The organism is Tsukamurella sp. USMM236 (assembly GCF_037148755.1).
Classification (GTDB): Bacteria; Actinomycetota; Actinomycetes; order Mycobacteriales; family Mycobacteriaceae; genus Tsukamurella.
Map to the genome: position 1 here is coordinate 165699 of NZ_JBBCSS010000008.1, position 24290 is coordinate 189988.

The following is a 24290-nucleotide window of genomic DNA, read 5'->3' on the forward strand; positions in this document are numbered from 1 at the left end:
GACGTTACCGGCGGGTCACGTGGCCTGGGCCGCGCCGATCACGGCGGCGGCTGTCGCGGCCAGCACGGAACGGTCGCGCCCCATGCTCCACCGCACCTCGCCGTCGCGCCGGTACTCGATCAGCGTGAGCGCTTCCGCGTCGTCGCCGCGGCCGAGCGCGGTCTGGTGCAGCGCGAGCACGTCGATCTTCGCGTCGTGCTCGGCGAGTGCCGCGACGATCGCCTCGACCGGGCCCACGCCGTCGACGACGGTGCGGTGCGGCGCACCGTCGACCCGGAGCCCGACGGTGACCCGGCTGCCGGCCGCGCCCTCCTCCGCGACGCAGTCGACGAGCTCGAACCGCCCGCCCGCGGCCCGGTAGGCCCGCTCGAAGACGGCCCACAGCGCGGCGGTGTCCATCTCCGCGCCGTGCTCGTCGGCGTGTGCCTGGACGTGGCGGGCGAAGTCGATCTGCAGTCGCCGCGGCAGTTCCAGGCCCAGGTCCCGCTCCAGGAGGTACGCCATGCCGCCCTTGCCCGACTGGGAATTGACGCGGATGACGGCGTCGTAGGTCCGGCCGATGTCGGCCGGGTCGACGGGCAGGTAGGGCACGCGCCACTCGATCGCCCGCTCCGGTCGCCCCTCAGCCGCAGCGCGGGTGCGGTGCTCGGCGAAGCCCTTCTTGATCGCGTCCTGGTGGGTGCCGCTGAACGCGGTGTGCACGAGGTCGCCGACGTACGGGTGCCGGTCGGGCACGGCGATCCCGTTGCACGCCTCGACGGTCCGCCGCACCTCGTCGATGTCGGAGAAGTCGACCATCGGGTCGATCCCCTGCGCGAACATGTTGAGCGCCAACGTCGCCAGGTCCACGTTGCCGGTGCGCTCGCCGTTGCCGAAGAGGCAGCCCTCCACGCGCTGCGCCCCGGCGAGCACGGCCAGCTCGGCGCAGGCGATGCCGGTCCCGCGGTCGTTGTGGGGGTGCACCGAGAGGATCACCGCGTCGCGGCGGGCGAGGTTGCGGTGCATGTACTCGATCTGGTCGGCGTAGACGTTCGGCGTCGCCACCTCGACCGTCGCGGGCAGGTTGAGGATCACCGGCCGCTCGACGGTCGCGTCCCACAGCGCGGTCATCGCGTCGCAGACCTCGAGCACGTAGTCGGGCTCCGTGAGGTTGAAGACCTCGGGCGAGAACTCGAACCGCACGCCGTCGAGGTCGCCGGCGGCGGCGAGCAGGTCGCGTCCGCCGTCGAGGATCAGCGAGCGCAGCTCGTCGCGGTCCCGGCCGAGCACCACGTCCCGCCAGGTCGGCGCGGTCGCGGTGTACATGTGGATCACCACCTCGTTGCGGATCCCGCGGACGGACTCGACGGTCCGCTCGATCAGGTCGCGGCGGGCGGGCGTGAAGACGACGACGGTGACGTCCTCCGGCGCGATGTCGGTCTCCACGATGAGCCGGACGAAGTCGTAGTCGGTCTGCGAGGCCGACGGGTAGCCGACCTCGATCTCCTTGTAGCCCATGGCGACCATGAGCTCGAAGAACCGGCGCTTACGTGCGGGATCCATCGGTTCGGGTAGGGCCTGGTTCCCGTCGCGCAGGTCGACGGGGACCCACAGCGGCGCCGCGGTCAGGCGCCGGGAAGGCCAGGTGCGGTCGGTGAGCGGGACGTCGACGCGGGCGTGGACGTCGCGGTAGCGGTGGTGCGGCATCTGGGAGCCGCGCTGGCGGTTCCAGGCGGGCGCGGCGGTGGGGACGGGGCCGCGGGGCGTGTCGATCGTGGGGAAGGGCATGACGGTTCCTTCGTCGGTTCCTGGGCGGGCCGGCACGGAATCCCCACGGCGGGAGGCCGGCCCGGAAAGTCAGGCCCCGCCGTGGCGCGGAAGGAGAAGGAGGTGGCCCTGCTGTGTCACGCCGACGACCCTAGCACAACTCCTCAGACAAGCTGAGAAGTATTCTCGATGCATGCCCCCGCTCCGCCGCACCTCGCTCGCCGACCAGGCCGCCGACGCGCTGCTCGCCCGCGTCCGATCCGGCGAGTGGGCGGTCGGCGACAAGCTCCCCGGCGAGACCACCTTGGCCACGCAGCTCGGCGTCGGACGCTCGACGGTGCGCGAGGCGATCCGCCGACTCGCGGGGATCGGTGTGCTCGCAACGCGGCAGGGCGCCGGGGTGTTCGTGACCAGGCTCGACGCCCCGTCGGGCCTCGACACGATGCTCGACGGGGCCGCGATCGACGCGGTGCTCGAGGCGCGGATCGCGGTCGAGGTGGAGGCCGCGGCCCTCGCCGCCCGGCGCCGCACCGAGGGCGACCTGGACGCGATCCGCGCCGCGCTCGCCATCCGCGCGGCCCACCGCGCCGATCTGGTGCGCCACGTCGAGACCGACACCGACTTCCACCGCGCGGTCATCGCGGCCGCCCACAACCCGGTGCTACTGGAGATGTTCGACGGCATCGCCGCGCACCTGCGGCGCGCGATGGTCGACATGCTGCGGTCCCGGCCCGAGCCCTACGGCGGGGACGACGACCAGGAATCGCACGCGGACCTGCTCGCCGCCGTCGAGCGCGGCGACGCCGCCGCGGCCGCACGGCTGAGCCGGGAACACCTGTCCGGCATGCTCACCCGGCGAGCCGCGCACTGAACTCAGGTCAGGCCCTGAAGCGAGAGAATGTTCGCTCGAGGCGCCGCTTCCGGCGATGCGGTATCCGCAGCTCTGGCGGCCACTTGAATACCTACAACGCTCGGCCTCGTGGAAGGCGGCCTGGAGACCGCGCGGCTCACGATGCTCCGATTTCAAGCCACCCTCGACAGTCCAATTTCTGATCTCGCGTGATCGGCTCAGCGGGAGCCATCACCCCTGTTGGACCGGCCCGCCCGGTCGTGAGGCACCGCTGCCGCCTTATGTCGAGCGGCCAGCATGCGACTGCCCGAGTTGCGTGAGCTCGCCGGCAGTGGTGGCGATACTTGGGTACCGCCGATCGAAGAAGTGCTCTGCCGACGCATCAACGACGGTCGACGCGCCCAGTTGCTGGGCGTAGCGTTCGGAGTGTCCCCTGGGTACGTAAGGGTCGTTGTCGGACCTGATCACTCTCCGGCTCAACGTGCTCCTGCCGATTGTTGCTAGTTTCTCCTCGGGTGCACTCACGGCTGCTACGAAATGATCCAATTCGGGCAAGATTGGCAAGGGATTATAGAACGGCGCCACAGCCAGGAGTCCGCCGAGCGTGAAGGCGTAGTCCAGGCCTCCGAGGTAGGCCGCAACGGCCAGCCCGCCGAGGCTGTGGGTGACTACGAGTAGCCCCTCGTCGGGTTGTCCAATGGTAAGTGAGAGGTGCTCCACCCACCGCTCAAGATCGGGTTGCTCAGGGCTTGGGAGGTCGGTCGCGCGTGCATCGATCCCGATTTTCACGAGATCGTCAATCAACTCCGGAAACCAGTGCTTCCCGGAGTTGCCCAGGTACCCGTGGACGATAATCGCCCGTTCGATCTGTGTGCTTACCATCTCGCTTTCCCAGCCCCTTCTATCCAGCCGCACTACCCGGTGCCGCGGAGCTTGATAATTCCGGATCGCGCCCACCGCATCGTTACCTCTTCAAAGTATTTGAAGAGTAGAGCCGACACTACGATCGACGCAATCGCTGCGAGCGTGAGGTAGAGCACGTCCGCGGCGATGTTGTTAAGGCGCGCCCCAAAGGCGTGGTGGAGCAGCCTGAGGACTGAATAGTGGAGGAGATAGAAGGCGAAGGACCACTCCCCGAGTCGCTGCAGGGGGCGACGACGGAGCGGACTGGGTGCACCTTCGAGATCCAGGCGCGCCGTAGCCGCGATCATAAGCAGGCATGGAATCACGAGTGGGATCCGCCATCCGTAGGTGACCGGGATGATCGACGCGATCAGGTATCCGGCGACCATAGAGAGGGCCGCTGTCGCCATACTGATCCGTGGGAGGGCGTCTCGTTTGACCAATACCGCCAGGCAGCAGCCGAGGACGAACTCAGGCATCCGTCCAACCGGGAAGACGTAGGTGAACCAGAGCTCCAGGCCGTGGTGGTTAGGTTCATTGCTGACCACACCGCCGGTCGTGGGCAGAACGGATCCGATCACGCACACGGCGACGATGGTCGCCATGGATGCCGCCGCGGCGGCCCATGCCGAACGGACACTGAATGCCGCTATCCGGCTCCAGAGGAGCGGAAAGGTCAGATAGAACAGCGCCTCTACGCTCAGCGACCACCCGGGTGGCAGCAGTGCGAAGTTGCGCAGATACTCGGGGTGCCAGACCTGGGTCATCGTGAAGTAGTCGATGATGTCCTGCCTCGTCGGAGGCGAGGCGACGGCGACCAGCGTCACGACGGCGATAAGGCCGGCGAGGATGTAGAGCGGGATGATTTTGGCGTATCGGCGTGCCCAGAATTCCCAACGAGGCTGCGAGGGGCGGTAGGACCAGGTGAGGACGAATCCGCTGAGGATGAAGAAGAAGGTCACGCCGAGCCCGCCCGCTTGGCAGAGCAGGCCGTAGTAGCGATCTGCTGCGGTGTGGTTATGGAACGGGTTCAGCTCCGGCAGCGCGCTGTGGAAAAGCATGACCGCCAGGGCTGCCGGAAATCTGAGCGCTGTCAGGGAATCGAGACGCCGCTGCCGATGCTGCGTGTTCGTGTGTGCCGGTTCGATCGAGGTCGTTGCCATATCCGGGGGTCTCCGTGGTTGTTCACACGGCTGCGCCTCCTGAGCACGCACGAAACGGCTCTTCGGGGCTGAGGGTCATGCACAGCGGATCGTCGTGTGAGGGTGGCTGATACCGAAGGACTGTCGCCGAGTCGACTCCCTCGTTGTAGGGAACCGGCGACCGGCGTGAGGCGTCGGAATGTGCGCTTAGTAGAGCTGCTCCGTCGACGTGCGAGCTGCCGCAAGGACCGGGGCCAGATGCTCCCTCGATAGGGCGCGTGCGCGTTCGGGGTCGTGGTCGCTGATCGCGGCCAAGATGCCCCGGTGTTCCCGGTGGAAATCTTGCGGCGCTTGAGGTGTAGTCCACGACCGGATCATCCGAACAGTCGCGGCCTCGATCGCATCGTAGAAGTGTTGGAGGACCGGGTTGCGAGCGGCGCTGACTACCGCGGCATGGAAGTCCACGGACCGAGCGTTCGATGTTTCGAGATCGTCCGCAGCGATCGCCGCATCGGCGCGATCGATCAGCACTTCCATTGCGGCGATCTCTTCGTCAGTGGCTCGCGTTGCAGCCAGAGCCGCAGCGGTGGCTTCGATCGCCTCGCGGACTTCGAGGACTGTGACGTCGTCTTCCTCCGCGAGGTAGCGCGATAGCACTGGCCCTACCTCGTCGGAAGCGCGGACGAAGGTGCCGTTGCCCTGGATGGTCTCCAACACTCCTACATGAACAAGCGCTTGGACTGCCTGCCGGAGCGTTGCTTTGCTGACTCCGTACTCGGTGGCGAGTTCAGATTCGACCGGAATCTTGGAGCCGACGGGCCAACGGCCGCTGGCGATCTCGGACCGAAGAATGTTGATCACTTGCCCTACAAGGGCGGTTCGCTGCGGCATTGCCGGTGTCGCGGTCATTGGTCACCTCCTGCAGTCGTCGCCGGCTGAAGGTATCACTCCGTGGGACCCGAACCAGACGAGCCCACTTCTGGGCCAGTGATTCGAGTCACATGAGTCGCCACCGCCGGTGACTTCGTTTACGTTCAAAGGGCAGCTCTTAAGGTCTTCAGTTCATGAGGTTACATGATGTTAGGGGGAATACATGACTCAGTTGTTCAGCAGATCAGCGACCGCCGGTGCGTGCGTTGCGATGGTCGGGGTGGGAGGTCTGCTTGCTGCTTACGGCCCGGCCATCCCGGAGCTCAAGGACAAGTTCGGGCTCTCTGATGCCGCCGCAGGAAGCGGCCTGGCGGTACAGTCCGTCGGCGCCGTGGTGGGCGTGCTGGCGGCTCAGCCGGTTCTTCGCCGTCGCGGAAACCAGTTCGCCGTTGCCAGCTCTCTGCTGTTGATTGTCGTCGGCTCGTGCTTGATCGCGGGCGCACCGACCTGGTCACTGACCTTGATCGGTGCCGTGATCGCCGGACTCGGTTTGGGCGGCTGCGACGCTTTGATCACGCAGCTCTTCCTGATCGGACATGGTGAACGCGGACCGGCTCTCGTCAATGTCGCCCATGCGTGCTTCGGCATCGGAACTGTCGTCGCACCGGCGGTGATCGCCGGAATCGGGGCCGAAAACTACCGCTTCGTCTTTGCCGGCGTCGCCGTCCTTGGGCTCGGTGCGGCTGTGACCATGCGCGGACTGGCGCCGCGGCCCACACCTGCAGACGCCGCAGAATCGGCTCCCCCTACCGCGGCGGCCAAGGCTCCTCGCCGCGTAGTCGTCGGCGTGGTCGGTGGGCTGCTTGTGCTCTACATCGCGCACTTCGCGGTGCAATCCGGTATCGGCAGTTGGGAACCGAGCCGTCTACTCGACCTCGGTCACAGCGCCGCCGTCGGCGGCTTGGCGACCTCGGGATACTGGCTCGCCATGGTCGTCGGCCGCTTCGCCGTCGCACCGATCGCGCACCGCGTCTCACCGGCGACGGTAGTCATCGTCAGCGCCGTCGGCATGACCTTCGCCGTCGCGCTCGCATTCTACGAGCCAGCAACAATCTGGGCCTACCTGCTCGCAGGCCTCTTCATCGGACCGATCTTCCCGAACGGCCTCAACTGGCTCATGACCACCGGCTACGCCCAAGGATCCGCCTTCGCCTACGTCATCGCCGGCGCAATGGCCGGCGCCGTCTTCTGTCCGCCTCTCCTCGGCGCACTCATCGGCGCCTACGGGACAGGTGCGCTGGCTCCGACCCTGCTGGTCGGATCGCTGATCACGGTCGTAGCCGCCGTCATTGTCTGGTTCGCCGCGCGCAGCGCACCGGAATCATCAACGGACTCAACCGACTCACCTGAACTTTCGTACTCCACTCTTCGAGAGGCAGACCTGTGACCACGACACTCCCCGACGCACCCGCCACCACCGAGGGACTGACCCTGTCACTCGACACCACTGCTGTGCTCGATATCCGATACCGGCTCGACGTCTCCGACAACTTGTTCGCGCAGGAGAACACGCTGCTCGCAGATAACCACCGCGCCAGCAGCCTCGGAGAGCGCCGCGCGATCGTCGTCGATGGCGCACTGCCTGAGAACCTCCGCGAACGAATTTCCGCCTACTTCGCAGCCCACGAGATCGACGCCCACGTACTGACTCTGCCGTCCGGCGAGGCGCGCAAGGACATAGACAGTGTCCTCGCCGTGGTCGAGTTTCTTGACACTGTCGGCGTCAAACGAACCGGCAACGCGGTCATCGGGATCGGAGGCAACGTCCTTCTCGACATCGTCGGATTCGCCGCCAGCATCTACCGGCGAGGCATCCCGTGGATCAGAATCCCCACGACGCTCCTGGGCGTGGTCGACGGGTGCGTCTCAGCGAAGACCGGCGTCAACCACCGAGGCGCACGAAACCGCCTCGGCTCCTTCCACCCCGCAGAGCAGACCTTCATCGACAGCACTCTCCTCGCGAGCCTGCCTGAACGGCAGATCTCCAACGCCTGCGGCGAGATCCTCAAGATGGCCCTGATCAAGGACGCAACCCTCTTCGATCTCCTCGAGCAACACGGCAACGAGCTCGTCGCCACCGCATTTCAGCACCCGCAAGCGCACGCAGTCATCGAACGAGCCATCGTCGGCATGCACACCGAACTCCGCGACAACCTATGGGAGCGTGACCTGCAGCGCATCGTCGACTACGGCCACATCTTCAGCCCTCCCATCGAAATGGCCGTCGTCCCCGACCTCCTGCACGGCGAAGCGGTCGCAATCGACTGCCTCTTCACCGCAGCGATCGCCGAGCAGAGAGGACGGATCTCCAAGCAGGACGTCGAGCGCATCCACGCGGTCATGACCCAGGTCGGTCTCCCCACGCTCCATCCCATGTTCCTCGACGTCGAGGTTCACCGACATGCCCTCGCCGAGTCACGCCTGCACCGCGGCGGCGCCCTGAATCTGCCGATCCTCGACGGCATCGGAGCGTGCGGATTCACCCAGGACGTCAGCAGCAACGAACTTGAGGCCGCAGCAGCCCGTCTCGCCAACCTGAACGGAGCTCGCTGATGCCCGGGCCCGGATACGACAAGATCGGCCAAAGCGAGAGGTCGAACGCAGAGGACGTGCTGTCCACCTGGGCGCTCACCCGCTATCTCTTCGCCGACCCAGAGAATCAATCATGGGTACGCCGATTCGAAACGAACATCAGCGTAAGACTCGACAGCCCGCACGCCGTCGCCGTCAACAGCGGCACCTCCGCTCTGGTGACAGCACTAGCCGGGCTCGGCATCGGAACCGGCGACGAAGTGATCGTTCCCGGCTACACCTACGTCGCGTCGATCGGCGCCATCGCTCACTTGGGAGCCACACCGATCCTGGCCGAGATCAACGGCACCCTCACCCTCGATCCCGCCGATGTCGCCGCGCGAATCACTTCCCGAACGAAGGCGATTGTCGCCGTGCACATGCTCGGCGCCCCATGCGACCTCGATGCGCTGCGCACGATCGCTGACGACAACAGCCTTGCGCTGGTCGAGGACGCCGCACAGTCCTTCGGGGGCAGCTACAAGGGACGCTCACTCGGTACAGTTGGCGATGCTGGCGCCTTCTCCTTCAACCCGTACAAGGTGATCACGACAGGTGAAGGAGGTGTCGCACTGTTCTCTCGATACCGCGACTACTACGCCGGGTACGCCTTCCAAGATCAGGGATGGCCTCCCGGACGCGAACTCGGCAATGAACCCGACGGATACAAGCCGACATTCGGGCTGAACCTGCGGATGCCGGAGCTGTCCGCCGCAATCGGATGCGCACAACTCGACAAGCTCGACGAGGTGCTTCACGAGGTCCGAGACGCGCGTGATCGCCTCCTCGAGGCGCTCGAAGTCCCTGCGACCGCCCACCTCCGGCCAAGCAACGACGCCGCTGGCGACACAGGCAACGTCGTTGTCATCACCTTCGACGAACAGGCGCACGCGCAGCGGACCGCCACCAAATTGGGCTCTAAGACGCTCGACGACTCAGGGCGTCATTTCTACGCCAACATGATTCAGCTCGGTGACCGCGCACAACGCGGCGCCCTTCCACGCACAGACGATCTCCTGGAAAGGTCGATTGCACTGTCCGTAGGAGTCAGCGACGGACACCTCGGCTCCGGATACGGGATCCATCCCAACAGCACCAACGACGAGATCAACGCCATCGCTGCTGAATTCGCCAACGCGGTCGCCACCTCCGCCACGATCTCAGGGAGCTACGCATGACCATCACCGGATTCACCGTCGCAGTCCCAGAACCCGACCACGCGGCTGCCTGGTTTCGAAACCTAGCGGGTACCAGGGCGGCCGACCTGCTTCACTTTCGACAGGCGCTGTCGGACAGCGAAACCTACACAACTATGCCGCGCGTAATCGACGCTGGCTGCAGCCACTTCTGCCTCCGAGTAACAGACATCAACGCAGCCAGCTCCTATCTACGTGAGGAGGGAGTCGCCGTCCTCGGCCGCCCGATGCACATCGACAGCGGTCCACTCACCGACTTCCATTGGCAATACTTCCGATCCCCCTGGGGAGGATACTTCGAAATCCAGCAATGGGCGCCCGGGCACCCCTCGGAACAGGTCAGCCGGTTGGCGACCCATCCCGATCCTGATCCGACCGCCGCGATCCCCACTGTGATCGACCTCGACCACGTTGGATTCGTCGTCACTGACCTCAGCGCGGCCGTCGCCGCGCTCGAGTCGATCGGAGGCAGTCACATCCTAGGATCGGTCGCGGACGCAGAACAGACGTTCATGCTCGAGCAGTTCCAGGTGCCCGCCATCGACACCCTGCGCATGGCGATGGTCCGACTCGGCGACATCAACCTCGAGCTCTTCCAGCACGACGTCACCGCCATCCACGGCGCACCGCAACGCACCAAGGCACCCGCGCCAGGAGCCACAGGTCACACCGCCGTCAGCCTCTCCTTCCCGCCTCCCGAATCTGAGGCGCACACGCTTGACTCCTTGGGACTGACGGTGACCGTCGACATCCCCGTCTAGGTGTACCCGCCCATCTAGCCGCTATCGCCCCGCCCCGCGACAGGTGGATGGGACGGGAGCAATTGGTGGTGACAGTATCGCCGCGCCTAATCGTGAGTGATCCTTGCGGCTTAAGTGGGAGCACCGTCAGGAGGCTGCTCCCACTTAAGTGCGCGGCGCCGATCACAGCCCGGCCGGCGGTCTCGCCGGGAGTCACGCTCCGCGATACTCCGGCGGGACGATCCGGGTCAGCCTTTCGCGGGTCTCCACGTCGCGCGGGAGGTAGGTCAGCATCCGCAGAGAGGGCCGGTCGCGCAGGTTGAAGGTGCTCACCTGCAGGCGCAGCTCCCCCACCCGCGGGTTGCGGATCGTCTTCTCCCAGTCGGCGGCGTCCAGCACCAGGCCCGCGTGCCACAGCTGCGCGAACAGCGGCGAGGCCGCCTGCAGCCGGTCGAGCAGCGGCTTCCACGACGGGTCGGCGTGGCTGCCGGCGTAGATCGCCCGGGTCCGCGCCACGACGGCCTCGAGCTCCTGCCGGTCCGCTGCGTAAGCGCCGAGCCAGAGCTCGTCGGTGAAGTCGAGCCACAGGCAGTTCCGGTCCTCCGGGGCGAACTCCTCGACGTCGGTGATGAGGAAGCGGAAGGCGCGGTTGTAGCGGACCATGTCGCCGCGCGCGTTGAGCACCACGGCGGGGTTGGGCAGGAGCGCGTCGAGGACGGGCTGGACGGTGTCCGCGACGGTATCCGCTGCCGGAGGCCCGGGCTGATGGCCGGCCAGCCGCAGGACGTGGTTCCGCTCCCCCGGATCCAGCAGGAGCGCGTCGGCGACGGCGCACAGCACCTCCGGGCTGGGGTTCACATCGCGCCCCTGCTCGACCCACGTGTACCAGGTGGTACCCACGCTGGCCCGCGCCGCGACCTCCTCCCGGCGCAGCCCGGGCGTGCGCCGCCGCCCGCCGGCCGCCAGCCCCACCTGCTGCGGCGTCACCTGCTCGCGCCTGGTGCGCAGGAAGCGCGCCAACTCGGCGTTGTTGCGGGTGCCCATGCACCGAGTATCCCCCGCCGCGAGGCCGTCGCGGCGCCGCCAGCCCGGTGGTGTCACTACTAGGATCCACACGGTCTGGATACCCGGATGGCGGTGGAGCACCGTCGAGCCATGACCTCCGCTCCCCACCCCCGCCTGACCCGCCCGGGGCTCGCCGTCCTCGGCGTCGCCTACTTCCTCACGACGTTCCTGTTCGCGTCGGCGAACGTGGCGGTCCCGGAGGTGGCCCGGCGGCTCGCCGCCTCCCCGGCGCAGCAGACGCTGATCCTGGCGGCGTTCTCGGCGACCTTCGCGACCGCGCTCATCCTTTTCGGCCGCCTCGGCGACAACCGCGGGCGGCGACGGGTCTTCGTCGCGGGCCTCATCGCCGTCGGGATCGCCTCCGTCGCAGCGGGCTTCGCGCCGGACGTCACCTCGCTCATCGTGCTGCGCGCGGTGCAGGGCATCGGCGCGGCGGCCTTCACCCCGCAGGTCCTCTCGACGGTGCAGGCCACCGCCGCGGGCGAGGCGCGGCGCCGGGCGATCGCGGTGATCGCAGCGACCGCGGGGCTCGGCTTCTGCGGCGGGCAGGTGCTCGGCGGCGCGCTGCTGGCGTGGGATCCGGCCGGGCTCGGCTGGCGGGCCGTGTGGTGGTCCGCGGCGGTCATCGCCGGGTTCGCCGCGGCCGCCGCCCGTGCGGTGCCGGAGACCCGCGCCGAGCGTCGGCTGCCGCTGGACTACCGGGGCACGGCGCTGCTGACGGTGGCACTGCTCGCGCTGCTGGTCGGGCTCTCGGTGGGCGGCACGCTGGGCTGGCCGCCGGTCTCGTGGGTACTGCTCGTCGTCGCCGTCGGGGCCGGCGCGGCGTTCTGGTCATCGCAGCGTCGCGGGGAGGCCGCGGGCGGTGCGCCGATGCTGCCGCCCTCGGTGTTCGCGCACCGGCCGATCCGGGTCGGCCTGCTCATGGCGCTGCTGTTCTTCTCCGGCTACGGCACCCTGGTCTTCGAGTACGCCCTGGTGAGCGAGCACGCACTGGGGATGAGCCCGATGGCGTCGGGCCTGGCCCTGGTTCCGTACGGTGCCGCCTTCGTGGCCGTCTCGCTGGCGCAGCCGGGGATCCATCGCCGCCTCGGCGCGCGGACGATGCCGGTGGGGGCGCTGCTCAACGCCGCGGGGCTGGTGGCGCTCGCGGCGAGCGGACTCGCGGCCCCGCAGGTCTGGGCGTGGGCGGTGCAGCCCGCCCTGATCCTCGTGGGCGCCGCCCAGGCGATGCAGTTCGGGCCGCTGGTCGGGGCGATCATGGGGGCGGTGCCCGACCGGATCGCCGGGCTCACCGGCGGGCTGGTGTCGACTGCGCAGCAGGCGGCGTTCGCGCTCGGCGTCGCGACGCTCGGGACGGGCTACACGGCGCTGGCCGGCGGCATGCCCGCGCAGTACGCCTTCGCGCTGATCCTGCTGGTGCACGCGGGACTCGCGATCGCCTTCGCAACGTGTGCGCGGACCTTGCACCGCGCACCGTCGACCGGCGTCACGGAGTCCCCGGTTCCGGCGGCGGCGGTCAGAAGTCGCCGTTGAAGCGGCGCAGCGAGCGGATCGCGCCCACCAGCGCGGCGGACTCGTCGTCAGGCATGCCGATGTCGGAGAAGACGTCGTTGAGCACGACCGTCGCCTTCTCCACCAGTTCCCGGCCGTCCGGGGTGATGGCGACGAGGGTGGTGCGGCCGTCGGTGGGGTGAGGCTTGCGCTCGACCAGCCCTGCCTCGCCCAGCCGGTCGATCGCGTGGGTCACCGACGAGACGTGCACCTGCAGCCGGGTGCTCGCCTTCGAGATCGGCAGTTCGCCGCGCTTGGTGAAGGCGAGCAGCCGCAGCAGCTCGAACCGGGAGAACGACAGGCGGAAGGGCTTGAGGGCCGTCTCGATCCGCGCGAGCAGGATCTGGTGCGCCCGCATCACGGACGTCACCGCCTCCATGCCGGAGGCGACGTCGCCGCCCCAGCCCGCGTCCTCCCAGTTGCGGCGGGCACGCGCGATCGGGTCCCGGGGGTCCGGTTCAGCCATCGCGCCCGCCTTCCTCGTTGTGAATCGCTACCTCAGCGTCTGAATGATCGCACTGAAGTCCAGGCCGCCGTTGTCCTGCGCGAACGCAGAGTACAGCTCGGCGGCGTGCGAGCCGAGCGGCGCGCTCGAGCCGGTGGACGCCACGGCGTCCATGGCCAGCCCCAGATCCTTGTTCATCAGGGCGGTCGCGAAGCCGGGCTTGAACTCGTTGCCCGACGGTGCCCCCGCCACCGGCCCCGGCACGGGGCAGTTGGTGTGCAGCGACCAGCAGTTGCCGGTGGCGCCGGTGACCACGTCGTACAGCGCCTGATCCGCCAGGCCCAGCTTCTCCGCGAGGACGAAGGCCTCGCCCACGACGATCTGCTGGACCGCGAGGATCATGTTGTTGCAGACCTTGGCGGCCTGCCCGTTACCGGAGCCGCCGCAGTGGATCACCTTGCCCGCCATCGGATCCAGCACGGGCTGGGCCGCGGCGAAGGCGGCGTCGTCGCCGCCCACCATGAAGGCGAGGGTGCCGGCGTCGGCGCCCTTGACGCCGCCCGAGACGGGCGCGTCCACCTGCTTCATCCCGGCGGCCTCGGCCAGCGCGTGCACCGCGCGGGCGTCGTCGACGGAGATGGTGGAGCTGTCGATGAACAGCGTGCCCGGCGCGGCGTGCGGGAGGACCGACTCGTACACGGCCTTCACGATGCCGCCGTTGGGCAGCATGGTGACCACGGCGTCGGCGCCGGTCACGGCCTCCTCGGCGGTGTCGATCACGGTGACGCCGGCCGCGCGGGCCGCGTCCTGCGCCGCGGGGACGAGGTCGAAGCCGCGCACGGTGTGGCCGGCCGCGACGAGGTTCTTCGCCATCGGGCCGCCCATGTGGCCGAGGCCGAGGAATGCGATCGTGCTCATGAAGGTGTGCCTCCTACTTGCCCTGGATGCGGGCGGCCTCGGCGCGGCCGATCACCATCCGCATGATCTCGTTGGTGCCCTCGAGGATCCGGTTCACCCGCAGGTCGCGGACGATCTTCTCGACGCCGGTCTCGTGCAGGTAGCCGTAGCCGCCGTGCAGCTGCAGCGCCTGGTCGGCGACCTGGTAGCAGGTCTCGGTGACGAACTTCTTCGCCATGGCGCAGAGCTCGACCTTGTCGGGGTCGTTCTCGTCGAGCGCGGTGGCCGCGCGCCACAGGATCAGGCGGGAGGCCTCGAGCGAGGTGGCCATGTCGGCGAGCGTGAACCGGATGGTCGGCTCGTCGATCAGCTTGCGGCCGAACGTCTCGCGCTCCGTCATGTAGCGCAGGGCGAGGTCGTACGCGGCCTGCGCGCCGCCCAGGGAGCAGGCGGCGATGTTCAGGCGGCCGCCGTTGAGCCCGTTCATGGCGATGCCGAAACCCTTGCCGGCACCGTCGGTCCCGCCCAGCATGCGCGAAGCGGGGATCCGGACGTTCTCGAAGATCACCTGGGTGGTGGGCTGGCTGTGCCAGCCCATCTTCACCTCGGGCGGGCCGAAGGAGAGACCGGGGGTTCCCTTGTCCACCAGGAAGGTCGAGATGCCGCGGGCACCCTCTCCCTCGCTGCGCGCCATGACCACGTACAGGTCGGACGCGCCGCCGCCGGAGATGAACTGCTTCGTCCCGTTGAGCACGAAGTCGTCGCCGTCGCGGTCGGCCTTGGTGGTCAGCGAGGCCGCGTCCGAGCCGGCCCCCGGCTCGGTGAGGCAGTAGCTGGCCATCACGTCCATCGGCGCGAGCTTGGGGATCCACTCCTGCCGCTGCTCCTCGGAGCCGTAGGTGTCGACCATCCACGTGCACATGTTGTGGATCGAGATGAACGCCGCGGTCACGGGATCACCCTTGGCGAGCTCCTCGAAGATGCGGACACCGTCGAGCCGGCGCAGGCCGGATCCGCCCACGTCCTCGCGGGTGTAGATGGCGGCCATGCCGAGGCTGCCGGCTTCCTTCATCTCCGCCACCGGGAAGTGCTTGGTGGCGTCCCAGTCGAGCGCGTAGGGCGCGAGGCGCTTGCGGGAGAAGTCGCGCGCCATCTCGACGATGGCGAGGTCGTCCCCCGTCAGGTTCGGGTAGGGCACGTGCCTCTCCTAGTGCATCGTCGGGATGGAGAACTCCGCGCCGTCCTTGATGCCCGAGGGCCAGCGCGAGGTCACCGTCTTGGTCTTGGTGTAGAACAGGATCGAGTGCGGGCCGTGCTGGTTCAGGTCGCCGAAGCCGGACCGCTTCCAGCCGCCGAAGGTGTGGTACGCCACGGGAACCGGGATCGGCACGTTGACGCCGACCATGCCGACCTCGACGCGGGCGACGAAGTCGCGGGCGGCGTCGCCGTCGCGGGTGAAGATGGCCACGCCGTTGCCGTACTCGTGCTCAGTGGGCAGCGCGAGGGCCTCCTCGTAGGTGTTCGCCCGGACGATGCACAGCACGGGGCCGAAGATCTCGTCCGTGTAGATGGACATGTCCTTGGTGACGTGGTCGAACAGCGTCGGGCCGAGGTAGTTGCCGCCGGAGAGGTCGGCGTCGCCGAAGGTGAGCTCGTCGCTGGTGCGCTCGCGGCCGTCGACCACGAGATCGGCGCCGGCGTCCACGCCCTGCTGGATGTAGCTCTTGGTGCGCTCCACCGCGGCCGGGGTGATGAGGGGCCCGTAGTCGGCCTTCGGGTCGTGGCTGTGGCCCACGCGCAGCTGCTGCACGCGCTCGACGAGGCGCTCGCGCAGGCGGTTCGCGGTCTCCTCGCCCACGGGGACGGCGACGGAGATCGCCATGCAGCGCTCGCCGGCGGAGCCGTAGCCGGCGCCGATGAGGGCGTCGACAGCCTGGTCCAGGTCGGCGTCCGGGAGGATCACCATGTGGTTCTTGGCGCCGCCGAAGGCCTGGCTGCGCTTGCCGTTCTTGGCGCAGGTCTCGTAGATGTACTGCGCGATGTCCGAGCTGCCGACGAAGCCGACGGCCTTGACGTCGGGGTTGTTCAGCAGCGCGTCGACCGACTCCTTGTCGCCGTGGACGACCTGGAAGACACCCTCGGGCAGGCCAGCCTCGATGAAGAGCTCGGCCAGGCGGACGGGCACGGAGGGATCGCGCTCGGAGGGCTTGAGGATGAAGGCGTTGCCGCAGGCCAGCGCCGGGCCGGCCTTCCACAGCGGGATCATGGCCGGGAAGTTGAAGGGCGTGATGCCGGCGACGACGCCGAGCGGCTGGCGCATCGAGTAGACGTCGATGCCGGTGCCGGCGCCCTCGGTGTACTCCCCCTTGAGCAGGTGCGGGATGCCGATCGAGAACTCGATGACCTCGATGCCGCGCTGGATGTCACCCTTGGCGTCGGCGACGGTCTTGCCGTGCTCGCTGGAGAGCAGCGAGGCGAGCTCGTCGACGTTCTGGTGGACCAGGTCGATGAACTTCATGAAGACGCGGGCGCGGCGCTGCGGGTTGAAGGCGGCCCACTCGATCTGAGCCTTCTTCGCCCGCGCGACCACGTCGTCGACCTCGGCGGTGCTCGCCAGCGGGACGGTGGCCTGCACCTGACCCGTGCTCGGGTCGAAGACGTCGGCGGTGCGGCCCGTGCCCTCCACGCGACGACCGTCGATGAAATGCGGGATGGTGCGCACGTCAGCCATGGTGTGTCCTTCTCTCTCGATCGAGGTCCATCGCGAAGCCCTTGCGCGATGTGTTGCCCATCACTATATACTTGGATATCCAAGTAATCAACCGGAGGATCTGAAAGTGGCTAGCACACAGGGGTATCGAGACTTCCTTGCCGCGCGCGACCTGCTGGTCGAGCTCGCCGACGACTACGACGCGGCGCGGGAGCGCTTCAGTTGGCCGCAGCTCGACGAGTGGAACTTCGCGCTCGACTGGTTCGACCGGGTGGCCGAGAACAACGACGCCCCCGCCCTGTGGATCGTCGAGGAGGACGGCTCCGAGTCGAAGTTCAGCTACGCGGAGATGAGCGCGCGCAGCAACCGGGTCGCGAACTGGCTGCGCGAGCGCGGCGTGAATCCGGGCGATCGGATCCTGCTCATGCTCAGCAACCAGGTCGAGCTCTGGGACGTCATGCTCGCCGCGATCAAGCTCGGCGCCGTGGTCATCCCCGCGACCACGCTGCTCGCCGAGGGCGACATCGCCGACCGCATCGCCCGCGGCGGCGCGAAGCACGTCATCGTGCGCAGCGAGCTCGCCGCGCGCGTCCCCGCGGACGCGCAGGTCACCCGGATCGCCATCGGCGATCCGGTGCCGGGCTGGGAGTCGTTCGCGGCGGCGTACACGGCACCGTCGGACTTCACCCCCTCGCACGTCACCCACGCCGACGACACCCTGCTGCTGTACTTCACCTCCGGCACCACGAGCGCGCCGAAGCTGGTCGAGCACACGCACGCGAGCTACCCCGTGGGCCACCTGTCGACGATGTACTGGATCGGGCTGCGCCCCGGCGACGTGCACCTCAACGTGAGCTCGCCGGGCTGGGCGAAGCACGCGTGGAGCAACGTCTTCACGCCGTGGATCGCCCAGGCCTGCGTCTTCATCTACAACTACAACCGGTTCGACGCGGCCGCCCTGATGAAGCAGATGGAGCGGGCCGGCGTCACCAGCTTCTGCGCGCCGCCGACGGTGTGGCGCATGCTGATCCAGGCCGACCTCAGCGCCCTGGCCACGCCGCCGCGCGTCGTCGTGGGCGCCGGCGAGCCGCTCAACCCCGAGGTGATCACCCGCGTGCGGAACGCGTGGGGCGTGACGATCCGCGACGGCTTCGGCCAGACCGAGACCACGGTCCAGGTGGCGAACACGCCGGGCCAGCCGCTCAAGGACGGGTCGATGGGCCGCCCGTGCCCCGGGTACGACGTGGTGCTGGTCGACCCGGCCACCGGCGAGCAGGGCGTGGACGAGGGCGAGATCTGCCTGCGCCTGGACCCGCGGCCGCTCGGCCTCATGGTCGGCTACCACGGCGACGCCGAGAAGACCGCGAAGGTCATGGACGGCGGCGTCTACCACACCGGCGACGTCGCCTCGAAGGACGCGGACGGCTACCTGACCTACGTCGGCCGCACCGACGACGTCTTCAAGTCGAGCGACTACAAGATCAGCCCGTTCGAGCTGGAATCGGTTCTGCTGGAGCATGATGCGGTGGCCGAGGCCGCCGTCGTCCCGGCGCCCGACGAGCTGCGCCTCGCGGTGCCGAAGGCGTACATCGTGCTCGCCGACGGCCACGCGCCGGACGAGGCCACGGCGAAGTCGATCTTCGACTACAGCCGCGAGCACCTCGCGCCCTACAAGCGCGTGCGCCGCATCGCCTTCGCCGACCTGCCGAAGACGATCAGCGGCAAGATCCGCCGCGTGGAGCTGCGCAAGGCCGAGGAGCAGGGCCTGACCTCCGCGGAATTCCGCGAGTCCTGACCTCGATCCACCGCGGCCCCGCATCGACAGGTTCGCGATCGTGAACTAGCGTCGTGGCATGACCACACCCGCGCCGCCGGCCCTGCTTCTGGAAGACCTGCACGTCGCCTTCGGAGGCACGCCGGCGGTGTCCGGGGTGTCGCTGTGGGTGCCGCAAGGGTCGATGTTCGGCCTCGTCGGCCCGAACGGCGCGGGGAAGACGACCTCCCTATCAATGGCCGTCGGCCTCCTACGCCCCGCGCACGGTCGCAGCCTGGTCTTCGGCATCGATGTCTGGGGAGATCCGATCGGCGCGAAGCAGCTCCTCGGGGTGCTTCCGGACGGCCTGGCCCTTCCGGATCAGTTCACGGGCGGCGAACTCCTCACCTACCTCGGCAGGCTCCGCGACATGCCGGAGGAGGTGATCGCGGCTCGCCGCGACGAACTGCTCCACGTGCTCGGTCTCACCGGCGCCGAGCGCACGGTGATCGCCGACTACTCCGCCGGCATGACGAAGAAGATCGGCCTCGCCGCGGCGCTCCTGCACAGCCCACGACTGCTGGTGCTCGACGAGCCCTTCGAGTCCGTGGACCCGGTCTCCAGCACCACGATCCGCTCGATCCTGGTCGAATACGTGCGGGGCGGCGGCACCGTGATCCTGTCGAGCCACGTCATGGCCACCGTCGACCAGCTGTGCAGCCACGTCGCGGTGATCAACGCGGGCCGGGTAGCCGCGGCGGGCACCGTCGAACAGGTCCGGGCCGGTGGCACGCTCGACGATGCGTTCGTCCGCCTGGTCGGCGGTCCGGCGTACACGGGCGGACTGTCGTGGCTGCAGTGACGGCGTCCGACGGAGGCCTGAACCGGGTCGTCGCCTCGATGCAGTGGACCCTGTACAAGCGCCGATCCACGGGCGGGCGGCTCGCGGCGAACATCGTCGTCGGGGTTCTGGGAACCTGCGCCGCGATTGGGCTGGTCCTCGGCGCGGTGGCCGCGGGCGTCGACGGGAGCTCGTCGGCCGGCGGATTCATCGGCGCCGCGTTGGTCGGGCTCGGTGTGATGTGGGCGTATCTGCCCGCGCTGTCGGGCTTCTCCGACAACACCCTGCAACCGCGCCAGTTCACGCTCCTGCCGCTCCGCTCCGGCCCCTTCGCCCGTGCACTGTTCCTGGCCTCGTTGATCGGGATCCCCGTCCCCCTCAGCGCACTCGCACTTCTGTCGATCGTCGGCTACTCGGCGGCACGGGCGCCGGTCACGCTGGTCCTCGCGGTGCCCGCGGCGGCCCTCACGCTGGTCCTGGTCGTCGCCCTGTCGCGGGTGATCTCGCTCGCGCTGTCGCAGGCCGCTCGAACCCGGCGCGCACGGGAGGCGGCCCTCCTGCTCTTCGTCGCCGGGTTCTGCGCGCTCTACGCGGGCCAGTTCCTCCTGAACGGCGTGATCGCCGCCGCGGACGGCGACGGCCTCAGCATCGTGACGGCGATCCCGTTCGCCTGGGGCATCGCGGCCGTCGAGCGCGCCGCACACGGCGAGTGGATCCTCGGCATCGCCGCCGTCCTGGGCCTCGCCGCCCTCGACGTCGCACTCCTCACCGCGTGGCAGCGCCTGATCCGGCGGGCCTTCGCAGGCGCGATCCCCCTGCCCACGCCGTCCCGCAGCGGCCGTGAGCGGCGCGGCTACCTGCGCGGTGGGTGGCGCGCAAGCCCGCGGGGCGCCGTGGTCGCACGCGAGCTCTCCCTGTGGGGCGGCGACATCCGGCGGCGCTACCAGCTCCTGTCGCCGATCGCCTTCGCCGTCATGAGCGGCGTTCTGCCACTGTTCCTCGACGATTTCCCGTTCAACGCCCGGTGGGGCGCCTGGATGGTGCTCCTCATGGCCGTCATGGCGGCGCTGAATCTGTACGGGCTGGACGGCAAATCCTTCTGGCACATCGCGCTCATCCCCGAGGCGGCCTCGGCGGACGTCCGTGGACGGCAGCTCGCCTGGGCACTCGTCGTCACCCCGATCGCGGTGCTCCCCGTGGTCGTCGTCCGCGCCTTCGGCGGTGCAGCGTTCGACAGCGCAGCCATCCCCGCCGCCGTGACGATCTGCATGATCGGCGTGGGCGCAGGCCTGATCGCTTTCGCTTCGGCCGCGGCGCCCTATCCGGTTCCGGAGGCCCGGAAGATGATGTCGTTCTCCACCCGGAACTCGTCGAGCGGCGCCGCGATCGGCTGGGCCTTCGGTTCGATGGGCGTCCTCGCGGTCACCACCGTGCCGTGCGCGCTCCTCGCGGGACTCCTCCCCGGCGCACTCGGCTGGCTCGGCGTCGTCGCGGCCGCCGCGATCGGGGCGGCCTTCTGGTGGATGCTCGGGCGGAATGCCATCGGCCGGCTCCGCAGCCGGCCCGACCTCATCCAGTACGCGATCACCCGGGTCTGACCGGCCCGGCGGAGGCGGCGACGATCGCGGCCACCGCACTGCGCCACCGCTCGTCGGGGTCGCCGGCGCACCAGGCGCGCAGCGCCGCCCCGACGGCGGCGTAGGCGAGATCGCCGGCGTGCGTACCGGCCCGCAGCCGGCCCCCACGCACCTCGGCCGCGAGCTCGTCGGCAACCGCCGCCGTCACCCCCTCGAAGCCGGCTGCCTCCGCGCCGAGCACCTCGGCGGCGCGCTCGCGCAGGTCCGGTCGGGCGGCCAGCAGTCGGGCGAAGGCGGTGGCGGTGGGCTGCGGCAGCGCGTCGACCTGCGCGCAGATCGATTCCGCCACCGTCGCTTCCGGTTCTGACCGCGTCCCATCCCCGAGTTCTGCAGCGAGCAGGAAACTGCGGTCGACCGCATAGGCGGCGAGGAAGCCCTCGAAGTCGCCGAAATGGGCGTGCAGCAGCCCGGTAGCGACGCCCGCCTGCGCGGTGACCGCACGCCCCTTCAGGCCGACCACCCCGTCGCGGAGGATCACAGCCTCGGCGGCCGAGAACAGGCGCTGGCGCGCGCCGTCGATCGCGACTCCTCTGGGCATGCGTCGATTCTACGAGTCGCGCCCGCGTCCTTGCGCCAAGTATGAACAATCGCTCATACTCGGTATGAACACACGCTCATACCGAGAGGGAATCATGCCGGACCACATCGAACACCCCCTGCGGATCGTCATCGCCGGCGCGGGGATCGCCGGCCTCGCGACCGCGCTCCGGCTGCACCGCGACGGGCACCGCGTCCTCGTCGTCGAGCGCGCGCCGGCCCGCCGGACCGGCGGCTACCTCGTCAACCTCCTCGGCGTGGGGTTCGACGCGGCCGATGCGCTCGGCCTGGTGCCCGCCCTGCGCACCCGCGACCAGGGCGTCTTCACCTCGCGCCTGGTCCGTGCCGACGGCTCGACGAAGCTCACAATGCCCGCGGCGCTCGCCGAGCAGTCCTTGGGCTCCCGCGCGCTCACCGTCTTCCGGGGCGACCTGGAGGCCGCGCTGCACGACGCCCTCGACGGGGCGGTCGAGATCCGGTTCGGCACGACGGTCACCGGGGCCGACGAGGCCGACGGGCTCCGCGTCACGCTCAGCGACGGCACCGTCCACGACGCCGACCTGCTGGTCGGCGCTGACGGCCTGCACTCCGGGGTCCGCGACCTCGCCTTCGGGTCGGCGCCCGAGTTCGTCCGCGATCTGCAGCACGCCGTGGCGGCCTTCCCGCTGGACGCCGCGCCGGAGGGTCTGCCGGTGCAGACCGCGAGCACCTTCATCGACGTGGGCCGCACCGCGGCGGTCTTCCGGCCCCGTGAGCACGCACCGTCGGCCTTCTTCACCTACCGCACCCCGACCGCCGAGGCCGACGCGGCGGGCTCGCACGCCGACGCCCTCGCAGCGCACTTCGGCGATCTCACCGGCCCGGTGCACGAGGCGATCCGCGGGGCCGCCGGCGCCGAGGACGGCTACTTCGATTCCGTGTCCCAGGTGGTCATGGACACGTGGAGCAGCGGGCGCGTGGTGCTGGTCGGCGATGCCGCGTGGTGCGTCTCCCTCTTCGCCGGCCACGGCGCCGGCCTCGCCCTCGCGGGCGCAGACCGTTTGGGGCGCGCGCTCGCGGAGCACCCCGGGGACATCGGCGCGGCACTGGAAGCATGGGAGGCCGGGCTGCGCCCGGAGGTCGCGCAGCGCCAGCGACAGGCGCGCGCCGGGATGGCGCGGTTCGCGCCGCCGAGCAAGCTGCACCTCGGCGTGCAGGACCTGATGATCCGAGCGCTGACGGCGCCGCTCGTGGGTCCCGCACTGCTCCGGCTGATGAGCAGGGCGCAATGACCGACGCGGTTACCCGCGAGTAGCACGCACTCGCTGCACAACGAATCCCCAGGAAGCCCTTCGGGCTAGCGCTGTTAAGTCGTGAACCGGGGGCGGCGGGGCCGGCGCGACCCTAAGCTGGGCGTCTCATGCTCACCTACGTGCTGGACGTCCGCGACCTCTCGGACGTGCGCTTCGTCCTGGCGCCGATGAACGAGACCTCACTGAGCCTGTTCCACCTGAACACGACGCACGAGAGTTCCGCCCACCTGAATCGGTGGCGCAGCAACGCGCAGGCTCAGCGGGACCGGTACGACCACCGGCTCGTCAGTGCGCTGGTGGCGCCGTCGGGGAACGCGATCCCGGACTTCCTCACGCCGATGCCGGAGCCCGGCAACGCGCGGCCGTCGCTCGACGACGGACTCGCTGCGATCGCGGCGACCGATCCGGCGCTGATCCATGCGCAACTGGACGACCTGCGGGAGGGCGACGATCCGTCGCCCGCGCTGGCGCGCCTGCTCGACGACCCCGAGCGGGCGGGGCCGCGGATCGCGGGGGCGCTGGAGCGCTACCACCGGGTGGTCATCGCGCCGATCTGGCCGTCGGTGAACCGGATCCTGGAGTCGGACATCACGTTCCGCGGGCGGGAGCTGGCGATCGGCGGGCCGACCCAGCTGTTCGCCTCGCTCAACCCCAACCTGGCGTGGGATCGCGACGGGCGGTTGCGCCTGGATCTGGCGTACACGCGATCCGGCGAGTACGCCTCAGCGGGCCGGGGGCTCATCCTGATTCCGAGCGTCTTCCTGACCCGTCTCGTCAGCGCGCATTCACCGGAGACGGCGACGCCGCACGCCGGCTATCCGGCGCGCGGCAGCGCGACCCTCATGGAGTCGATGCGAGAGGTTCCGCCGGGCGCACTGCGGCGGCTGATCGGCGGAGCGAAGGCGGACGTGCTGCACGCCCTGGTCGAGCCGATGGCGGTCAGCGAGTTGGCGCGGCGACTGGAGGTCACGCCGTCGGCGGCGTCCCAGAGCCTGCGCGTGCTCCACGAGAACGGCCTGGTCGACCGGGCTCGGAGCGGGCGCGAGGTGCTCTATCGGCGCACGCCGGACGGTGACCGGTTGGTACGCGGCCACCGCGCCTGAGATCGAGCGGGGAGGATCAGAAGCGCAGCGCGGCGGGGCCGGTGTACTCGGGGTTGGCGGTGACGAAGCGCTGCAGGGCGGCACGCAGGCCGGCGGCGGCGAATCCGGAGCGCGGCGCGGCGGTGGGCTTCGCGGCGTCCTCGTGGATGTCCGCGAGGCGGGCGTAGACGGTGCCGGCGGTCGGGTCGGCGGTGAGGCTCTTGAAATCACGGTAATTGGTCATGACCAAGAGTCTCCCGGCCGCGCCACCGCGCCGCCAATCTTTAAGTGATGACCTAAAGTGTGATCGGGGACACTGTGCGCCGTAACACATTCGAAGCGACTGTGAGATCGTGAAGCCCCGTCCGCCGCACCAGCGTGCCGGGCACCGCGCGGCCTCAG

General features: G+C 69.3%; 22 protein-coding genes. 11 read left to right on the forward strand and 11 right to left on the reverse strand.

Annotation, left to right across the window (positions count from 1 at the left end):
• Nucleotides 1-15: 15 nt before the first annotated feature.
• The gene (locus WFK95_RS21830; RefSeq protein ID WP_336671950.1) at nt 16-1767 is read right to left on the reverse strand and encodes a 2-isopropylmalate synthase; all 1752 of its coding nucleotides are present in this window, start codon (nt 1765-1767) and stop codon (nt 16-18) included.
• Between the two features lie 172 nt (nt 1768-1939).
• Here WFK95_RS21830 and WFK95_RS21835 point away from each other — a divergent pair, with 172 nt between their 5' ends.
• Nucleotides 1940-2617 carry a FadR/GntR family transcriptional regulator gene (locus WFK95_RS21835; RefSeq protein WP_336671951.1) on the forward strand — a complete coding sequence of 226 codons (678 nt, stop codon included), beginning with the start codon at nt 1940-1942 and terminating at the stop codon, nt 2615-2617.
• Between the two features lie 258 nt (nt 2618-2875).
• Here WFK95_RS21835 and WFK95_RS21840 read toward each other — a convergent pair whose 3' ends face one another.
• The 3 genes from WFK95_RS21840 to WFK95_RS21850 all read right to left on the reverse strand — a co-directional run bounded on the left by WFK95_RS21840 (nt 2876) and on the right by WFK95_RS21850 (nt 5550).
• Nucleotides 2876-3478 (reverse strand): RBBP9/YdeN family alpha/beta hydrolase, encoded by a 603-nt coding sequence (locus tag WFK95_RS21840; protein ID WP_336671952.1) that lies wholly within the window; start codon nt 3476-3478, stop codon nt 2876-2878.
• Between the two features lie 32 nt (nt 3479-3510).
• Nucleotides 3511-4662, reverse strand: a complete 1152-nt coding sequence (locus tag WFK95_RS21845) for an acyltransferase family protein (protein ID WP_336671953.1) — start codon at nt 4660-4662, stop codon at nt 3511-3513.
• A 186-nt stretch (nt 4663-4848) separates the two neighbouring features.
• A complete protein-coding gene (locus WFK95_RS21850; protein WP_336671954.1) occupies nt 4849-5550 on the reverse strand; it encodes a FadR/GntR family transcriptional regulator in 702 nt (233 codons plus the stop codon).
• Nucleotides 5551-5734: 184 nt separating this feature from the next.
• Between WFK95_RS21850 and WFK95_RS21855 the strand changes: the two genes are divergently transcribed.
• Genes WFK95_RS21855 through WFK95_RS21870 form a run of 4 tightly spaced genes read left to right on the forward strand, consistent with a single transcriptional unit; the run spans nt 5735 to nt 10099 of the window.
• Nucleotides 5735-6958, forward strand: coding sequence for an MFS transporter (locus tag WFK95_RS21855; protein ID WP_336671955.1), 1224 nt, complete (start codon nt 5735-5737; stop codon nt 6956-6958).
• On the forward strand, nt 6955-8124 hold the full coding sequence (locus WFK95_RS21860) for a sedoheptulose 7-phosphate cyclase (RefSeq protein WP_336671956.1): 1170 nt from the start codon (nt 6955-6957) through the stop codon (nt 8122-8124). The genes WFK95_RS21855 and WFK95_RS21860 overlap by 4 nt, the downstream gene beginning before the upstream one ends.
• Complete coding sequence (locus tag WFK95_RS21865) at nt 8124-9320, forward strand: DegT/DnrJ/EryC1/StrS family aminotransferase (RefSeq protein WP_336671957.1); 1197 nt, start codon at nt 8124-8126, stop codon at nt 9318-9320. Before WFK95_RS21860 ends, WFK95_RS21865 begins: the two co-directional genes overlap by 1 nt.
• On the forward strand, nt 9317-10099 hold the full coding sequence (locus WFK95_RS21870) for a hypothetical protein (protein WP_336671958.1): 783 nt from the start codon (nt 9317-9319) through the stop codon (nt 10097-10099). The genes WFK95_RS21865 and WFK95_RS21870 overlap by 4 nt, the downstream gene beginning before the upstream one ends.
• Before the next feature lie 192 nt (nt 10100-10291).
• Here the strand turns inward: WFK95_RS21870 and WFK95_RS21875 are convergent, their stop codons facing one another.
• A complete protein-coding gene (locus WFK95_RS21875; RefSeq protein ID WP_336671959.1) occupies nt 10292-11122 on the reverse strand; it encodes a helix-turn-helix transcriptional regulator in 831 nt (276 codons plus the stop codon).
• A 111-nt stretch (nt 11123-11233) separates the two neighbouring features.
• On the opposite strand from WFK95_RS21875, the gene WFK95_RS21880 reads away from it, so the two are divergent.
• Nucleotides 11234-12676: an MFS transporter gene (locus WFK95_RS21880; protein WP_336671960.1), complete on the forward strand. Its 1443-nt coding sequence runs from the start codon at nt 11234-11236 to the stop codon at nt 12674-12676.
• On the opposite strand, the gene WFK95_RS21885 is transcribed toward WFK95_RS21880, so the two are convergent.
• The 4 genes from WFK95_RS21885 to WFK95_RS21900 are packed head-to-tail and all read right to left on the reverse strand — an operon-like array spanning nt 12660 to nt 16767.
• Nucleotides 12660-13160, reverse strand: coding sequence for a MarR family winged helix-turn-helix transcriptional regulator (locus WFK95_RS21885; RefSeq protein ID WP_068524523.1), 501 nt, complete (start codon nt 13158-13160; stop codon nt 12660-12662). The genes WFK95_RS21880 and WFK95_RS21885 overlap by 17 nt on opposite strands.
• 27 nt (nt 13161-13187) lie before the next feature.
• Nucleotides 13188-14057, reverse strand: a complete 870-nt coding sequence (gene mmsB, locus WFK95_RS21890; protein ID WP_336671961.1) for a 3-hydroxyisobutyrate dehydrogenase — start codon at nt 14055-14057, stop codon at nt 13188-13190.
• A gap of 13 nt (nt 14058-14070) precedes the next feature.
• A complete protein-coding gene (locus tag WFK95_RS21895) occupies nt 14071-15234 on the reverse strand; it encodes an acyl-CoA dehydrogenase family protein (protein WP_336671962.1) in 1164 nt (387 codons plus the stop codon).
• Between the two features lie 9 nt (nt 15235-15243).
• Entirely contained in the window at nt 15244-16767 is a 1524-nt protein-coding gene (locus tag WFK95_RS21900) for a CoA-acylating methylmalonate-semialdehyde dehydrogenase (RefSeq protein ID WP_336671963.1), read from the reverse strand.
• Nucleotides 16768-16873: 106 nt separating this feature from the next.
• Between WFK95_RS21900 and WFK95_RS21905 the strand changes: the two genes are divergently transcribed.
• Genes WFK95_RS21905 through WFK95_RS21915 form a run of 3 tightly spaced genes read left to right on the forward strand, consistent with a single transcriptional unit; the run spans nt 16874 to nt 20938 of the window.
• On the forward strand, nt 16874-18541 hold the full coding sequence (locus WFK95_RS21905; RefSeq protein WP_336671964.1) for an AMP-binding protein: 1668 nt from the start codon (nt 16874-16876) through the stop codon (nt 18539-18541).
• Between the two features lie 58 nt (nt 18542-18599).
• Nucleotides 18600-19361: an ABC transporter ATP-binding protein gene (locus tag WFK95_RS21910; protein WP_336671965.1), complete on the forward strand. Its 762-nt coding sequence runs from the start codon at nt 18600-18602 to the stop codon at nt 19359-19361.
• Complete coding sequence (locus WFK95_RS21915) at nt 19349-20938, forward strand: ABC transporter permease (RefSeq protein ID WP_336671966.1); 1590 nt, start codon at nt 19349-19351, stop codon at nt 20936-20938. The genes WFK95_RS21910 and WFK95_RS21915 overlap by 13 nt, the downstream gene beginning before the upstream one ends.
• Here WFK95_RS21915 and WFK95_RS21920 read toward each other — a convergent pair.
• Entirely contained in the window at nt 20925-21515 is a 591-nt protein-coding gene (locus WFK95_RS21920) for a TetR/AcrR family transcriptional regulator (protein WP_336671967.1), read from the reverse strand. The genes WFK95_RS21915 and WFK95_RS21920 overlap by 14 nt on opposite strands.
• Before the next feature lie 94 nt (nt 21516-21609).
• On the opposite strand from WFK95_RS21920, the gene WFK95_RS21925 reads away from it, so the two are divergent.
• Both WFK95_RS21925 and WFK95_RS21930 read left to right on the forward strand, forming a co-directional pair.
• Complete coding sequence (locus tag WFK95_RS21925) at nt 21610-22785, forward strand: FAD-dependent oxidoreductase (RefSeq protein WP_336671968.1); 1176 nt, start codon at nt 21610-21612, stop codon at nt 22783-22785.
• 128 nt (nt 22786-22913) lie between these two features.
• Nucleotides 22914-23909: an ArsR/SmtB family transcription factor gene (locus tag WFK95_RS21930; protein ID WP_224646122.1), complete on the forward strand. Its 996-nt coding sequence runs from the start codon at nt 22914-22916 to the stop codon at nt 23907-23909.
• Nucleotides 23910-23925: 16 nt separating this feature from the next.
• On the opposite strand, the gene WFK95_RS21935 is transcribed toward WFK95_RS21930, so the two are convergent.
• A complete protein-coding gene (locus WFK95_RS21935) occupies nt 23926-24132 on the reverse strand; it encodes a hypothetical protein (protein WP_224646123.1) in 207 nt (68 codons plus the stop codon).
• Between the last annotated feature and the right edge of the window lie 158 nt (nt 24133-24290).